Origin of the sequence: Angelakisella massiliensis, assembly GCF_900104675.1 — a bacterium.
GTDB classification, from domain to species: Bacteria; Bacillota; Clostridia; order Oscillospirales; family Ruminococcaceae; genus Angelakisella; species Angelakisella massiliensis.
Map to the genome: position 1 here is coordinate 1,283,052 of NZ_LT629945.1, position 15,666 is coordinate 1,298,717.

The 15,666-nt window shown below is 51.9% G+C and carries 15 protein-coding genes, 2 pseudogenes and 1 riboswitch; of the genes and pseudogenes, 11 read left to right on the forward strand and 6 right to left on the reverse strand.

The window, feature by feature from the left end:
• Nucleotides 1–147 precede the first annotated feature (147 nt).
• On the forward strand, nt 148–618 hold the full coding sequence (tnpA, locus tag BQ5383_RS11505) for an IS200/IS605 family transposase (protein WP_071428887.1): 471 nt from the start codon (nt 148–150) through the stop codon (nt 616–618).
• A 116-nt stretch (nt 619–734) separates the two neighbouring features.
• On the opposite strand, the gene BQ5383_RS11510 is transcribed toward tnpA, so the two are convergent.
• Nucleotides 735–1,412, reverse strand: a complete 678-nt coding sequence (locus BQ5383_RS11510) for a Crp/Fnr family transcriptional regulator (RefSeq protein WP_071432124.1) — start codon at nt 1,410–1,412, stop codon at nt 735–737.
• A 118-nt stretch (nt 1,413–1,530) separates the two neighbouring features.
• Between BQ5383_RS11510 and BQ5383_RS11515 the strand changes: the two genes are divergently transcribed.
• From BQ5383_RS11515 to BQ5383_RS11550, 10 genes and pseudogenes are all read left to right on the forward strand, one after another.
• Nucleotides 1,531–5,394 carry an acyl-CoA dehydratase activase gene (locus tag BQ5383_RS11515; protein ID WP_071432126.1) on the forward strand — a complete coding sequence of 1,288 codons (3,864 nt, stop codon included), beginning with the start codon at nt 1,531–1,533 and terminating at the stop codon, nt 5,392–5,394.
• Nucleotides 5,395–5,568: 174 nt separating this feature from the next.
• Nucleotides 5,569–5,727 (forward strand): hypothetical protein, encoded by a 159-nt coding sequence (locus BQ5383_RS20115; RefSeq protein WP_235821975.1) that lies wholly within the window; start codon nt 5,569–5,571, stop codon nt 5,725–5,727.
• A gap of 332 nt (nt 5,728–6,059) precedes the next feature.
• Nucleotides 6,060–6,266 (forward strand): helix-turn-helix domain-containing protein, encoded by a 207-nt coding sequence (locus tag BQ5383_RS11520; RefSeq protein ID WP_256439439.1) that lies wholly within the window; start codon nt 6,060–6,062, stop codon nt 6,264–6,266.
• A 297-nt stretch (nt 6,267–6,563) separates the two neighbouring features.
• Nucleotides 6,564–7,223: an AfsR/SARP family transcriptional regulator gene (locus BQ5383_RS11525; protein ID WP_139193411.1), complete on the forward strand. Its 660-nt coding sequence runs from the start codon at nt 6,564–6,566 to the stop codon at nt 7,221–7,223.
• Nucleotides 7,204–7,401: pseudogene (locus BQ5383_RS21570) on the forward strand (recombinase family protein); the annotation flags it as partial. The gene BQ5383_RS11525 and the pseudogene BQ5383_RS21570, both read left to right, overlap by 20 nt.
• A gap of 180 nt (nt 7,402–7,581) precedes the next feature.
• Nucleotides 7,582–9,207 carry a recombinase family protein gene (locus BQ5383_RS11535; protein WP_071432133.1) on the forward strand — a complete coding sequence of 542 codons (1,626 nt, stop codon included), beginning with the start codon at nt 7,582–7,584 and terminating at the stop codon, nt 9,205–9,207.
• 23 nt (nt 9,208–9,230) lie between these two features.
• Nucleotides 9,231–9,977, forward strand: a complete 747-nt coding sequence (locus BQ5383_RS11540) for a metallophosphoesterase family protein (protein WP_071432134.1) — start codon at nt 9,231–9,233, stop codon at nt 9,975–9,977.
• A gap of 167 nt (nt 9,978–10,144) precedes the next feature.
• Nucleotides 10,145–10,459: pseudogene (locus BQ5383_RS22005) on the forward strand (DUF1016 N-terminal domain-containing protein); the annotation flags it as partial.
• A gap of 88 nt (nt 10,460–10,547) precedes the next feature.
• Nucleotides 10,548–11,048 carry a low molecular weight protein-tyrosine-phosphatase gene (locus BQ5383_RS11545; protein ID WP_071432135.1) on the forward strand — a complete coding sequence of 167 codons (501 nt, stop codon included), beginning with the start codon at nt 10,548–10,550 and terminating at the stop codon, nt 11,046–11,048.
• On the forward strand, nt 11,014–11,358 hold the full coding sequence (locus BQ5383_RS11550; protein WP_071432136.1) for a KilA-N domain-containing protein: 345 nt from the start codon (nt 11,014–11,016) through the stop codon (nt 11,356–11,358). Before BQ5383_RS11545 ends, BQ5383_RS11550 begins: the two co-directional genes overlap by 35 nt.
• A 261-nt stretch (nt 11,359–11,619) precedes the next feature.
• On the opposite strand, the gene BQ5383_RS11555 is transcribed toward BQ5383_RS11550, so the two are convergent.
• The 5 genes from BQ5383_RS11555 to BQ5383_RS11575 form a co-directional block, all read right to left on the reverse strand.
• Nucleotides 11,620–12,549 (reverse strand): cation diffusion facilitator family transporter, encoded by a 930-nt coding sequence (locus tag BQ5383_RS11555; RefSeq protein ID WP_071432137.1) that lies wholly within the window; start codon nt 12,547–12,549, stop codon nt 11,620–11,622.
• Nucleotides 12,550–12,662: 113 nt separating this feature from the next.
• Nucleotides 12,663–12,756, reverse strand: a riboswitch (NiCo riboswitch).
• 278 nt (nt 12,757–13,034) lie between these two features.
• On the reverse strand, nt 13,035–13,307 hold the full coding sequence (locus BQ5383_RS21575; RefSeq protein WP_071432139.1) for a hypothetical protein: 273 nt from the start codon (nt 13,305–13,307) through the stop codon (nt 13,035–13,037).
• 21 nt (nt 13,308–13,328) lie between these two features.
• Nucleotides 13,329–13,829 (reverse strand): hypothetical protein, encoded by a 501-nt coding sequence (locus tag BQ5383_RS21580; RefSeq protein ID WP_071432141.1) that lies wholly within the window; start codon nt 13,827–13,829, stop codon nt 13,329–13,331.
• 54 nt (nt 13,830–13,883) lie between these two features.
• Nucleotides 13,884–14,390: a VWA domain-containing protein gene (locus BQ5383_RS21585; protein ID WP_071432143.1), complete on the reverse strand. Its 507-nt coding sequence runs from the start codon at nt 14,388–14,390 to the stop codon at nt 13,884–13,886.
• A 464-nt stretch (nt 14,391–14,854) separates the two neighbouring features.
• Entirely contained in the window at nt 14,855–15,448 is a 594-nt protein-coding gene (locus BQ5383_RS11575) for a rubrerythrin family protein (RefSeq protein WP_071432144.1), read from the reverse strand.
• Nucleotides 15,449–15,666: the final 218 nt, after the last annotated feature.

The following is a 15,666-nucleotide window of genomic DNA, read 5'->3' on the forward strand; positions in this document are numbered from 1 at the left end:
CCCTGATTTTTGTGTAAAGAAAACCACGCGATAGTCGCGTGGTTCAAAAGAGCTTAAGCGGTGAAAAAGATAAAAAAACTCCTAATGTGTTAAAGTAAAAACGTGACCTGCCAGTTACGCTGAAAAACACATTAGGAGGACATTAAAATGCCAGAGCAAAATAACGTCACAAACAGTCTAGCACATACGAAGTGGAATTGTAAATATCATGTGGTATTTGCGCCAAAGTATAGAAGAAAAGTATTCTATAACGAAAAAAGAGCAGCAATAAGAGATATCATCAGAACACTGTGTCAATGGAAGGGGGTTGAGATTATAGAGGGAGAAGTATGTCCAGATCACATCCATCTGCTTCTAAGTATCCCCCCAAAAATGAGTGTATCGGGATTTATGGGATACCTCAAGGGAAAAAGCAGTTTAATGATATTTCAAAAGTTTGGGAATATGAAGTTTGCATATCGGAACCGTGAATTTTGGTGCAAAGGATATTACGTGGACACAGTAGGAAAGAATACAAAAGCAATAAAAGAGTATATCGAGAACCAATTAAAGATGGATCGAGAAAGTGATCAAATAAGTCTTTACGATCCCAGAGACCCGTTTACGGGTAGCAAGTAATCCTATGCGTGGCTGGCAGGCCAATAAAAAACGCACTTGTGCGTTGCCTGTAGTATTAGGGCTATGCCCGAAACGGAAATACCCCCCGCTTTGCGGGGGGATATTTATTATTCTGTCTATGCGGTTAAAAACTTACTGTCCAAAATTTGAATAACCTGTCCCTGATAAGTAAGAATACCCTCTTTCTGCATTCGGCCCAGTTCTCGGGAAAGGGCGCTGCGATCTACACACAGATAGTCCGCCATCTCTCCACGTCCCATCTCCAAGCGTATCTCACCATTGGAGGCAACTGGCAAACCTTGAAGATAGACCTTAATCCGATTGCGAAGCCGGTTCTGTGCCAAAATACGCATTTTCTGGTTGAGGAATAAAGCTCCTCTTCCCATTTCCTGCAACAAATTGGCGGTTACCCGCATCCGGTATGGACACCCGTTCTCTTGCTGCAGCAACAAAGGGTCAAAGTCCAGATAGAGCACCTCTGTATCGTTAAGGGCATCAATTTGAATGGGGCTGTCTTGGGACATGGAGCAGACCAATGTCTCCCCAAACACGCGCCCCCTACTCAGGCGATCAATGGTTAGTAGATTTCCGTCCTCGCTGTAAAGTGAGATCCTTAAGGTGTCAGACATAACAACGCCGGGGCGCTTTTGGCAATCACCGATCCGCAGCAGAATTGTGTCCTTTGGAATTGCCCGCACTTCTCCATGCAGGCAGTTAAGAACATTCTGATACTTTTCTTCCGGAATACCGTCGAACAGCTGGCAACGGCGCATCGCCGCAAAAATCGAACCCATGAGATCCCTCCGTGTTGCTGTGGCAACCGACAAAAACAAAAAGCTTCTTTATAGTTAGCAATAACTAACCATTATTATACTGCTTAGACAATGAAATGTCAATGTAAGGAGGTTGTCTATGAATGGGATCGGTTTAGATTGCGGAACTGCTACTGTCAAACTGGCTATGCTCTCACAGGAGAGGGAGCTTTTGTGGTTCAAATCCTCCGCGCATCATGGTGCCGCAGTTCAAACAGTTCGGGCACTTCTCGGCGAACTACTGCAGGCGGATAGCAATGCTTGCGGCTATCCAGTGATGCTTACCGGAAGCATAGGAAATCGACTTTTAGATGTCTGTCCCGGACTTTTAACTCTGGGCGATATTCCCGCCATCCATCGCGGCATCCATCTGCTGGCGCCGGAAGCGAAATCTGTCATTGAAATTGGAAGTCAGAGCGCCCGTTTCCTCACCGCTCTGGATTGTGGCACTCCGCCCAGATTTGCAGTGAATGAACACTGTGCCGGGGGCACTGGTTCCTTTTTTGAAGACCAAATGTCCCGGCTGGGCCTGCGGATCGAAGACTATTCCGAACTGGTAGCAAAGGCTCGCTCCATTCCACGCCTCTCTGGCCGATGTGCTGTCTTTGCCAAAACGGATATCATTCACCGACAGCAGGAGGGAGTGCCTACTCCTGACATTCTGCTGGGGCTCTGCTACGCAATGGTCCGCAACTATAAAGCAGTCATTGTGCGGGGACTTTCTGTGGAGAAGCCTGTGGCTTTATGCGGCGGAGTTGGCTACAATGCGGGGGTTCTTCGGGCTATTCGGGATGTTTTTGGTCTCACGGAAGAAGAATTGATTTTACCGAAGAATTTCCTCTACGCCGGCGCCGCCGGGGCTGCGCTGGCTGCTCAGGAGGCAGGCACCTGTTCCATGGGAGAACTACTGGCCTCTCTGTGTGGGCAGGATTCAAACACGGAAGACCGGCTGCACCGTCGTCAGCCACTGGGGCCTGATCCCAAGGTTTTTGTATCTGATCCGCCTGTTTCCGGCCATATCCCACCACAGGGCTGCGCTTTGGGCATTGATGTAGGTTCTACCAGCACAGACCTGGTTCTCACGGATCAATTCGGAGAACTGGTGGACTTCCAGTATCTTCGCACCGCCGGAGACCCGGAGGCAGCGGTGCGAAAGGGCCTGGAGAATATCCGCTCCCGTTTTGGGCGGATTCCCCTTCTGGCAGTTGGCGTCACTGGCTCCGGACGAGAGCGGATCGGCCGGCTCATCGGTGCGGATGCCGTGCGAGATGAGATTACAGCCCAAGCAAGAGCTGCCATCCAATGTATGCCCAAAGCAGATACCGTCTTTGAGATCGGCGGTCAAGATTCTAAATACATCTCCCTTCAGAATGGGCAGGTTGCAGACTTTCAAATGAACAAAATCTGTGCTGCCGGAACCGGCTCCTTTGTGGAGGAGCAGGCTGCACGCATGAACATCCCTTTGAAGGACTTCGGCCGCCTGGCACTTACTGCAAAGTCCCCTGTGGAATTGGGAGAGCGATGCACCGTGTTTATCGAGACCGCTATCCAATCTGCCCAGGCACAGGGAGCCACCCAGGCAGAGGTCGCAGCCGGTTTGTGCCAGTCCATTGTCCGAAATTATCTCCACAAAGTAGTTGGGAGCAAGCCAGTAGGACACCATATTGTGCTCCAGGGCGGTGTGGCCTATAACCCCGGCATCGTGGCCGCTTTCCGCCAGGAATTTGGAGATCGGCTCACAGTCTCTCCCTGCTTCTCCATCAGTGGAGCACACGGCGCCGCCCTGCTGGCACTGGAATCCAAGAAAGGCCCTACCCGCTTCCATGGGTTCGACAGGCAGCCGGAAGCGGAGGTCGCCCTGTCCGCGGAGATTCAACGCAACATCGCCTTTTACCAGCGTGGCCCACGGTTGCTGTTGGAAGGTTATGATCCAACACCTGTCCCCGGAAGGAAAACGGTGGGTGTACCTTTTGCCCTGATGATCCACAAGTTCTTTCCTATGGCAAATGCCTTCTTCCGGCAGTTGGGATTCAATGTACTGCTCTCGCCGTCTACCAACGAGGAGATCATACGCCTCTCCCAACAGACAGCCCAGGCGGAGACCTGTTACCCGGTAAAGCTGATCCATGGTCATATGGCCTGGTTGGCAGAGCGCGGTGTTGACTATATCTTTCTCCCCTCCATCCATACCATGAGGCATGAGACCTCCAAGGTTGAGCACAACTACGGCTGTGTCTATATGCAGACCGCACCTCAGTTGGCCGCCCGTGCCCTTCGTCTGGCGGAGCGGGGCATTGAGTTGCTCAACCCTGTGTTCGATCTGGACTTTGGGCAGGAAGCGATGGCATCAGCTATGCTGGGCCTTGGAAAACAGCTTGGCATCCCCAAACTGCGGTGTCTGCCTGCCCTGATGGCCGGAGCCCAAGCGGTACGCCGGCATACAGCAGCAGTAGAGCGGCAGGGTCGTGAACTGCTTTCCTCTCTGAATCCTGAGGACAAAGTACTTGTACTGATCACCCGGAACTACGGTCTTTCCGATCCGGTGCTGAATATGGGAATCCCTCGTCTGCTGCTGGAACGGGGGCACAAGGTAATTACTCTCTCCCATTTACCTGCTCACGACCTGGATCTGTCAGCGGACTACCCCAATCTGTACTGGCCCTTCGGACAACACATCCTCTCCGGGGCGAAACTCGTGGCCCATCACCCTAATCTGTACGCCGTCTATCTCACCAATCACGGCTGCGGACCGGATACGATGCTCTCCTATCTGTTCCGGAAGGAGATGGGCGAAAAAACCTATCTGCACATCGAAGTGGATGAGCACTTCTCACCAGTAGGCGTTATTACTCGCATCGAGGCATTTCTCCAGAGTCTGGAAAGCCGTTCCTCTCAGCCACTGCCGGATCACTTTAAGCTCACAGCTGTGGAACACTGCTCTACCAAAGTCGTTGATATCCCAGAATCAAACCACGGCCCTTTATATGTTTTGGATCTGCCGCCGTTTACCACATATCTTAGGAAATATGCTGAAATGGTATGGAATGTGGAAACCCATCCCATGCCTCTGGGCGGCACTTCCCTGGTTTTGGGCCGGGGGGAGACCAGTTCCAAAGAGTACCTTCCCTTCCCCGCATTACTGGGTGGTATTCTGAACGCAGCGGAGAAGGAATCCGATTCCTTTCAGATGCTGATTCCCTCCACCCAAGGCGCGGAGGCCGACGGCCAGTACCCGTGGGCGGTGGAGGCAGTGCTTGCCAACCGGGGACTGGAGCGGGTAACACTGGTTTCCCCGGAACTGGAAACTTTGCCGGAGAACATCCCAGATCCAGACCTGTTGTTCCGAGCTGTGTTGGCAGGAGATCTCATACTGTGCGCCCCGCCTGAGCAGCGCAGCGCACTAAGTCCAGACGACATTCCAAATTGGGACAGCCTGAGCACGTTGGCGGCGCAAATCGGAAGCATCCCTGTCAAAAGCCAGCCTCTTGCCGCGGTGGGAGAACCCCTTACGCTGTTTGCTCTAAACGACGGGGTGCTGGGAACGCTGGAAAGGCAGGGCCGGCCTCTGTATCGTGCCCCCCTGAGCGAGTACCTCTGGTTTCTCTGGCGAGATTCCGGAAGTGTCATAGCCGCTTCCTGGACGGATCAAATGACAGAACTGGGGCGCCTATTGGGGGCGAGAAGCAGCTTCTCCAAAGATCCAGAGGGGATGCGTACTGCAGCGGATCAGCTGCTGCCGAGATTTGCCGGAGCCAACGGTCGGTACCGTTCGGCCAAGGCACGGGAACTTGGCCGAACATCGGCTGGTGTGCTGACGCTGGCTCCCCGGTATGAAAACACAGCAACATTGTTGGATATGACTGGTGAAATGGGTGGAATCCCCCACTTACATCTTGCCATGGACAGTGATTGGGACGAGAGCGCCTGGTCCCGCCTAAACTCCTTCCTCTATTACCTGAAATAAACCCCAGAATCATACCCTTTGTCCGTGCAGGCAGTTTATAGAAGCCTCTTTTGTTTTTATCGACCGAGGCTGTAGAAAAAGCACCGGAGGAGTGGTGAAGGAAAAAACCTGTTGTTGATTTGACCCGATGTATGTCCCTGAATATGGATTGTGTCTGGTGGAGCACAGCTCAGGATGGGTGCTGCTCCCCATGCCCCAATCCAGCCGGTAGATGCCATGGTGGTCCGGGGAAGCGGCATTAGTTGCGGCGTAGCCAAGGAGCGGATGGACAACCAGAGCGAGAATCAGTATTGCCTGGACTGGTTCATGTGCTTCCGCAAAGAGTCGAAGTAATATAAGTTAATTCCACAATAACAGAAAACCGGTCGAGATCTCATGAGCAATATCTCGACCGGTTTTTCATGTTATCTGCAGTTTGCAACGGTGCACAAAGGCAACATAATAAAAAACTTAATAATGGCTGCCAATCTTACACAAAGTATTACCCAAACGAGACTACGGGCTGTATTTTTGTATCTTGGCAGAGAAATAAATCACTACAGAACAGCACTGTTGGTACAGTTACAGGGACTATTTTTCTCATACCTGCCCATATAATACCTTTAGTACAGGGACAGGGACGGTGAGAGGAATTGAAGCTGAATCAAGCAGTCAGCGAACGCCTTTTGCAGTTACTGGCAGAGCGCAACATGACACAGTATCAACTGTATATGAAAAGCGGTGTCCCTAAGTCTACAATAAGCAATATTATCAACTGCTCCTATGATTCGGTTAAGCTACGAATTATTCACGAAATATGTCAGGGCATGGAGATCGGTTTAGACACTTTTTTTGTTTCACCTCTTTTTCAGGAAGACAATTTAGATCCCTAAAACCTCCGACATTCGCCGGAGGTTTTCTATCATGTCTTAAGATTGGAACAGCACCAGCCAGTGCGGCATAGAATTGGGAATCAGGCGCACCAATGTAGAAAACTGCATTGGTGCCTTTGTCTTTTTTAGAGGAGTCTGCTCCCATAACGTTAAGATATCATCAAGGATCAGAATCCAAAGGAATACGCAGTCTATAAACGTCTGTTGGCGCAGTCGCTGATTGCGGTTCCTTTCATGCCGAAGCCAACGGGCTTCCTGGTCATCCGAAATCCATCTCGTTATCTTGAGAGGTCCAGTATGCTCAGCGCACTTGCCTATGTGCTGCAACGTGCTATGGCTCAGCAGAAAATGATTGAAAGTGCGAAGTTGGCACCGATGCCTGATTTGGTACAGAGCAATAAAGATGTAGCCATTAACTTCTTCGGTGATATGGAGATATGCACCAGAAAGGGCGTTCTGAGTGAGCGTTTTTTCAATTCGCCTAAGAGCAGCCGAGTTGTCACCTACATTATTCTCAACCCCAAAACCGCCCACCCCCCACTGGAGATCTATCATGCGCTGTGGCCGGAGGAGTGTGTCGAACCAGAGGTGGCCAGCAGGAATATTCGCGGGTATATTTATCGATTCAGGCAGACATTTTCCTTGATCTGTGATTTCCCCCTCATTGAGTCAACGCCCAGTGGCTACCGCCTTAATCCAAACCTGAATATCATCACCGATGTACAGCAGTTCGACCGTCTAATTGACGGGGCCAGGCAGGCAACCTCTGTGGTGCAAAAAATTAATCTCATGAAGAAAGCTGTAATGTTATATCGTGGTCCCATATTTCGTGGCGCGGAGGATGAACATTGGATCATCAGCCAGGTCAGTCTATACCGCCTTCGATATGTTTCTCTGATAAATGAACTGCTGAGCAGTCTTTCTGAGATACGGGACTATCACTGGGACATCGGCTGAAAAGCGTGAGGACTTCCAGCGGCTCTTGGCAGATTGCCGCAGAGGGCTGATCGACAGGGTGCTGGTAAAATCCATTTCCCGCTTTGCCCGCAATACCAAGGAATGCCTGGAAACCATCAGAGAGCTGAAATCACTCGGTGTCGGCGTCTACTTCGAGAAAGAGAACATCGATAGTGCCGTCGACTCCCGCGAATACGAAACGGTTCGTCTGCGCAGAGTGTTTTCCGGGCGTCAGCCCATGACTGCGTTGGATGCAGAACTGCTTCAAAGTTCCGTATCCGCCATCCATTGTCATAACGATGGAAGTCTGAATATCAAGCTGAAAAACGGTCAAGTAATTGGGAAGGAGTGAAACAGCATGAAAGAAAGCCCACCCAAAGTCATCACCATACCCGCAAAGCCGGAGGTCGCAAGCCGGCAGGCGATCCAGCGCCAGCTTCGCGTGGCTGCCTACTGCCGGGTATCCACTGATGACGAGGAGCAGCTCACCAGCTATGAGGCGCAGCAGAACTACTACACCGACAAGATCATGACCAACCGGGAGTGGACCATGGCCGGGATCTTCGCAGACGAGGGCATCACAGGGACATCGGCTCGGAAGCGGCCCGAATTCCTGAAGATGATCCGGCTGTGCAAGCAGAAGAAGATCGACATCGTCCTGACCAAATCCATCTCCCGCTTCGCCAGAAATACGGTGGACTGCCTGAATTACATCCGGGCCCTGCGGGAATTGGGCATTGCGGTCATCTTCGAAAAGGAGAACATCAACACACTGGAAGCCGACAGTGAGATCCTCATCACCATGCTTGGAGCCTTCGCTCAGGCAGAAAGCGAGAGCATCAGCGCCAATGTCCGCTGGGGCAAGCGGCAGGCCATGCGCGAGGGAAAGACAATCATACAGTATAACCGGCTGTACGCCTATGAAAAAGGCGAGGACGGCAAGCCGAAAATCATCCAGGAGCAAGCAGATGTGGTTCGTTCGATCTATGACCAGTATTTGAGCGGAGCCAGCCTTCGGATGATCAAAGACAGGCTGGAAGCGGAGCAGATCCCCAATGTGACCGGCGGCTCCCAATGGACGATCACGGCGATCCGAAGCATCCTGACCAATGAGAAGTATTGCGGAGATGTCCTCCTCCAGAAGACCTACATCAGCGACTGCATCAGCCGCAAGGTCATCCGCAACACGGGGCAGCTCCCCATGTATCTGGTCCAGAATCATCATGAGGGCATCGTGGAGCGCAAAACCTTCGATGCGGTACAGGCAGAGATGGCGCGGCGCAGTGCCGGGAAAAGCCCTTCCAAAAAGAATGCCCCCACGGGGATGACATCCTATGCCAGCAAATACGCCTTGTCGGAGCGCCTTGTCTGCGGCGAATGCGGCACCCTGTACCGCCGCTGCACCTGGTCCAAGCAAGGCAGGAAGCGCATCGTGTGGCGCTGTGTCAGCCGGTTGGACTACGGCACCAAGTACTGCCACAACTCACCAACGCTGGACGAGGAACCGCTCCAGAAGGCAATCCTCGCCGCAATCAACTCCGTCATGAGTCAAAAGAGTACGCTGATCCGACAAATCACCTCCGCCATGGAAATGGAGCTGGCTCCGGTTCCCGGCGAGAGCATGAGTCTTGCCGATATTGAAAGGCGGCTGGGCGAGCTGAACGACCAGACCCGTGAGCTGGTGGCAGAATCCGCCCGAGCTGAGGACGCCTCCGCCTGCACCGCCCAGCTGAGAGCTATCATGAATGAGGCTGCCATACTAAAAGAAAAGCGAGCCCTGATTGAAGAACAGCGTCAGAGCAACGCTCAGGCTGTACGGCGCATTGAAGATGCGGCTGCCGCGATGGCTCAGGCGTCCACCCACATCAGCGAATGGGATGAAGCTCTCATCCGGCAGCTGGTGGATACGGTCAAGGTCAACTCAGCGGAGAAAATCACGGTCTTCCTCCGCGGCGGCATCCAGGTGGAGCAGGATATGATATAATAGGCAAAAGAAGGTGAACCGATATGATCTACGCAACCGGCGATACCCATGGCAACTTTCAGCGGTTCGCACCCGAACACTTCCCCGAGCAGGCCGGAATGACCAAGGAAGATTATATGATCATCTGCGGAGATTTTGGCGGCGTATGGGACGGGGGCAAGAAGGAGGAGCGGAACCTGGACTGGCTGGAGGACTTGCCCTTTACCACGCTGTTCATCAGCGGCAACCATGAAAACTTCGACCTGCTGAGAAAATACCCCACAGAGGAATGGAACGGCGGAAAGATCCAGCGAATCCGTCCTCATGTGATCCATCTGATGCGCGGGCAGGTCTTTGACCTGCAAGGATACTCCTTCTTTACCATGGGCGGTGCCAGAAGCCATGATATCGAGGACGGTATTCTGAACCCCAAAGCACCCGATTACGAAGAACAATACTGGGCCCTTCGCAGAATGGGCGCCCGATTCCGGGTCAACCACCACTCCTGGTGGAAACAAGAGCTTCCCGATAAATCCGAGTATGAGGAAGCTCGGCACAGCTTGGAAAGCATTCACTATGAGATGGACTATGTGATCACACACTGCGCCCCAAACAGCATCGTGGACATACTGGGAAACGGTGGATATGTTCACGACCACCTGACCGGCTTCCTGGAGGAAGTCAAAGAACGAGCCAAGTTCCACTACTGGCTGTTCGGACATTACCACGACAACAAAATCATCAATGACCGCTTCGTCCTGCTCTGGGAGCAGATGGTACAAGTGGTGTGAACAGGCCAAAGAGAAACGCAGGAGGCGCCTCCTGTGCTTCTCTTTGGCCTGTTTCTAAATAAGGCAGGTTCTGCCGGAAAGGAGAAGCCATGAACATCCGCAAAAATATCGATTATTCCGCCATGTTTGCAGCCCTGGACGCCGCGCTGAACGCTGAGCTGCCCCAGATGAAACTCTGCTGCGAACTGGGCCGCATCGTCTGTTCCCGGCCGGAGAAAGGCGCGGCAGTGGCCGCAGCCGAACACCTGCACAGCCGTTTCCCCGATGCTTCCGGCTTCTCCCCACGGAACCTCCGCCGGATGCGGGCGTTCTATCGGATGTATGAGGACGCCCCCGAATTACTGACGCTGGCCATGGAGATCAGCTGGACACAGAATGTAGTCATCCTGGAAGCAGACATGGAGCCGGATGAGCGGCGCTGGTATCTTCGTGCCGCTGGTCGTTTTGGCTGGTCAAAGGCAGAACTCCAGAGAAAAATCGATTCTGACGCCCATCTGGAAATCCAACTCGACGAATCTGAGATTCAGTGCTATACTGAGCGTGATAGTAATGAGTTGGAGTGTACGGAGCATGATCAGGATACTTTTTCTCTGCCACGGCAACATTTGCAGAAGCCCGATGGCCGAGTTTATCATGAAGGATCTGGTGAAGAAAGCCGGTCTGGAGCAGAGCATTCAAATCGAGTCGGCAGCTACCAGCACCGAGGAGATTGGCAATCCGGTGTATCCGCCAGCCCGCCGCAAGCTGTCCGAGCATGGCATCGACTGTTCCGGCAAACGAGCCCGGCAGCTTCTGAACAGCGATTACGAGAAGTACGACCTTCTGATTGGCATGGATCGGGCCAACCTGCGGAGTATGTACCGGATCTGCGGCGGCGATTTTGCCGACAAGATGCACCTGCTGATGGACTTTACCAACCGTCCCGGAGAGGTGGCCGATCCGTGGTACACCGACGATTTCGACACGACCTGGCGGGATGTGGAGGAAGGCTGCCGGGGATTGCTACAAAAAATAATCAGCAAGGAGGTGCGGACAAGTGGACAAGCTGGTTGTCAAGGGAGCGGAAATTAGTGTACAATGGAATTCCGAGCGAGATGATTTTATCAGCTTGACTGACATCGCCAAGCTGAAGGACAGCGACAATCCTCGCTACATTATCCAAAACTGGCTGCGGAACCGGAACACGATTGAGTTCCTGGGTGTTTGGGAATCTCTATACAACCCGTCTTTTAACCGTGTCGAATTCGATGCATTTAGGCATCAGGCCGAGCGGCTGGCAAAGCTCAATGCCATCGCCATCAGCCAGATGGAAATCTTGATACAGGATCACCGCATCGAAGCTCTGGAGGCTCATAGCGGAAAACTATCTCCTATGGAGTAAAAAATAATAGGCAGGACGCTTGCGAACGGGCGAAGGCCGTGGCATCTATAGTGTTGCGATGTTCCACCAGGCAAGGGCCTGGAGCCAAGTCGTGCTCCGGCTCTGTTTTTTTATCCCAATAAGCGGCCTGGGTCAAGTCGGGATGAAAACAACCGGTTTCTTTATAGGCTACTGACAGAACTGCTCCGTTCTTATTTTCATCTGTGGTATATGGGAGTCTTTGACCGATATGCAATGGGGAGATAGAACAGGAATGGAATGTTATTTTACTGCTGCGGCTGGATTTAAATGGATCATGATATGCTTTACATCCGGAAACTGATGCTCTACATTGGTATGAATCTGTTCCGCCACCCCATGGGCGTCTCTCAGGGATTGTTCACCGTCCACCTGGATTTCCAGATCGATATAGACCCTGTTGCCGAACATTCTGGAACGAAGCATATCAATGCACATCACGCCGCTTTGAGCAAAAATGTACTCCCTTAACTGCTTTTCATAATCCTCCCCACAGGAAGTGTCCAGCAATTTCATGACAGCGTCTTTGAGAATATCATAGGATACCTTTACGATAAACAGGGAGATCACAACGCTCGCTGCCGGGTCCAACGCTGGAAATCCCATCATTGCTCCCCCGATACCAACCAGGGAACCAATGGAGGAAAAGGCGTCTGACCGATGATGCCATGCGTCGGCCAGAAAGGCACTGGAGTTGATCAGTTTTGCGTAGTACCGGGTGTACCAGTACATTGCTTCCTTTCCGGCAATGGATATCACAGCCGCCGCCAAAGAGATCGTGCTGGGGATGGCCAAAGCATTATTGCGGGGCAAAAGAATGTTCTCAAGCCCCACTTTACCGATCCCCAGACCTGTACCCATCAGAACCACTCCAAGAATCAGTGAGGTGATGCATTCCAGCCGCTCGTGCCCATAAGGATGGGCTGAATCCGGCTCTTTTTTGGAAAGCTTGACGCCGGCCCATGCAACCAGTGTAGTCAGTACATCGGAAAAAGAATGGATGGAATCAGAGATCATTGCGCTGGAATGGCCTGTGATTCCTGCAAACAGTTTAAAGGCGGACAGAACGGCATTGCCAATCACGCTGACCAGGGAAAGTTTTCGAATAATCCGCGCTTCGTCGATTCTTATTTGTGAAGCGGTTGGGGAAAGTCTTTTTTCGTTCATTATCATAGAAAGAATCCTCCTGTTTCTGTCTGAGAAAACAGCGCTATTTTTCTCTTATGCCCACCTTGTGCAGATAAGTTGCTTCCATGTCCATAGAAAAAGACGCCTGCGGAACATACAACTGTCCCACAGACGTCTGAAAAACATCTGCTGCCGCCATCGGCGGCCCGGTCCCACACCCATGTTGGGTATTGCCTGCTCAGTTTGTACTGTTGTGTAATTTCACGTTCCCAGACAGACAAACCCAGGACAGGGAACGAAGCCGCCTTTTACGGGCTGATACAGTTCCAGAGGTGTTTTTCGCCTTGTGTTCCCGGAGAGGAACGATGCGCCATCCGGGCCTCCCTCAATACCAGATAAGACCATGGATGGCAGTGGCCAAGGCTGGAGATCAAAGCCTTTCAGACGCAGCCAGCGAAGAAAAAAGCGGGAACAGCGTCTGCGTTTATCCCATCCAGCACTTTTGGGGATGTGAAGCTTTTTATAGCCGGTTAAAGGCAGGTATAGTCGGTGTCAATATTGTTTGCGATGAAGCGGGCTTTGAATTTGCGGGGGCTGCACATGGTTTCCCCCGAGACATTTAAATCCTCCGGCACTACAAATTTGATTCCTTTGACCAGTACATCCCGGCACATGGGAAAGTTATGGGCGGGGATAGTCATGGCTTTCATGCCTCTCTGATGCTCCACATTCTCCTGATCCACCTCTGTGAGGATGGCTGCCAGAGCTACCCGCCTTCCGGGACAGACGTTTTTAATGGTCACATCCAGCTGAAGAATCCGGCCTTAGGATTCCAGATAGACGTCCCCAAAATCGGCCAGAACAGCATCGTTGTAGCCTTCCACGGTCAGATCCATTGGTTGAGGGCAGTCCTCGGGCTGAACTACGATATCACATTCTACTGATACAGTGGGCATGGGGAAAGAGACGATGTTCCCCTCGTTATCACTGTAGGTGATGGACTGGTTGACCAGCTTGGTTCCAGGCTGTTGGCTTACATGGCGGATAAAGAAGTCCAGCGACGCGCTTTCCCCGGCAGACACTCCCAGTTCCGCGATATTCCATCTCAGCGAGTGAGTGTCCAGCATAGCAGCGGAGCCCTTGGTGGGGGAGGAAATGCTGGTGATCACAAAATCCGGCTGAACAACCTCATTAACCACGATATCTGTAGCGCCGGTCTTGGAAATATTGGCAGCCAGTTCTGCAAACAGCGCTTCCAGATCAGCGGCGTCAGGTGTAACAGCTACATGAGAAGCATCCGGATCGGTGGCCCAGTTATTGAGCACATTGACATCCAGGCCGTCGGAGCCGATGAGGCCAATACAATAGATGGTGATTCCCTAAGCTCTGGCGACGGCGGCCACAGGAGCGGGAGGGATACCGGCGGTGGTATTGCCGTCTGTAAACATGATGATGACTTTGGCGTTGAGAGAAGCGGGATCAAACAACTGGATGGCTTTGGTAAAGGCATCCCCGTGGTTGGTGCTGCCTGTGGCGATCAAATTGTCCACAGCAGTTTTCAGTACATCCACAGAAGTGATCAGCTGTGTATCCGCTGTGGCGGTATTGGAGAAGCTGACGATTCCGATCCGGCTTCCTGAACCAATCTGTCCGTCCTTGATGTTGTCGGTAGCTTCGTCCATCAGGTCGATAAAGGATTTTGTACCCAGCTTCAGATCAGCAAGGGGTGTACCGGTCATGCTGCCGGAACGGTCCAATATCAGCACGATATCGGTGGGGTTGGAAACGATATCCGGCGCTGCTGTCAGCGCCAGGGTGACCCGAAGCGCACCATCACAGGCGATGCGGTCGGTATTGATTACTTTGTTGGAATTTGTAATCCCCATGTGTATTACCTCCTTCTGGGAATAGCCCCACTGTATAGTATGAATGGAATGGCGGATTTGCCCCCCCTTGCCGTTGACACAGCAGGGGAATAGGGGAGAGACACTTTTTCCTCTCATGCATAGTATCTGCACCAGTTGCGCGCCGGTTCCCCCTGTGCCGGAAGTAACACCGCCTCAGGAGTGATTTTTTAAATAAAACAGCTCCCCATTACAGGAAGTGTTCTGGAGAAGTTTTGGCAGCGTAAATGGTTTCCGCTCTCCGGTGAACAAACCTGTAATGTATAGCAGCCAGAGGGCCGGCGTCTCTATGGACGCCGGCCCTCTGGCTGTGAAGCAGGATTTTTGTTTTAAAAGGCGGAAAATTTGCAGCGGTGAGGGGATGCAGCAGGCAGCCCCCCACCGTCTATATCATTGGAGCTGATGGCTTGGACAAAAGCAGAGCTTTTTGCGGCTGTGAAAACCAATCAGACAGAAACGCTTTTTTGGAAGGTGGTATATTCAAAAGAGCCGATGGCGTGGCATACATCGCAAACATCCGGCTGCTTCTCATAGGTGGCGCCGCAGAACATACACCGATAGCCGGAAACAGTAACCGTTTTTGGTGTAGGGACGGGGGAAGACACCGCAGGGGAAGGCGCGTTATTCGCTTCCTTGGGAGCGGCGGAGGAAGTATGAAGCTGGGCCAGGGCGCTCATGAACCGAAATTCATGGTCCTTTTCGATCTTGGTGATTTGATCGAACAGAACGCCGATTGCCTCAAATCCTTCTTCCCGAGCGATCTTGGCGAAGGAAGGATACATGCTGCTCCATTCCCCGTATTCTCCTGTAATAGCCTCCTGAAGATTAGCGGTGCTGCTGCCTACCCCTTTGAGGCAGTCATAAAGGAGCTTGCCGTGAACACCCTCGTTTTTCGCCATCTGTTCAAACAGTTCAGCCACCTGGGGATGACCCTCCTGGCGGGCTTTGTCAGCGAAAAAGAGATATTTATTTCGGGCCATGGATTCGCCGGAAAAAGCGGCCATCAAATTTTGTTCTGTCCGGGAGCCTTTGAGATTCATCAGGATACCTCCAATTTCAATAACAATAATTATTATTGTTGTTGATTAAATATATTCCTTTTTTCTCCTTTTGTCAAGGAGAATTTTTCTATCCAAAGCCCCTGTGGATGAAAGAGAGAAAAGAAAGGAAATTTAGGCTGAGGCGTCTTTTTTTACTCTTCTTAAATAGCGATGAATATTCTGTCGTCTTCGCCACTTGTCCTGGGCACATAAACAGG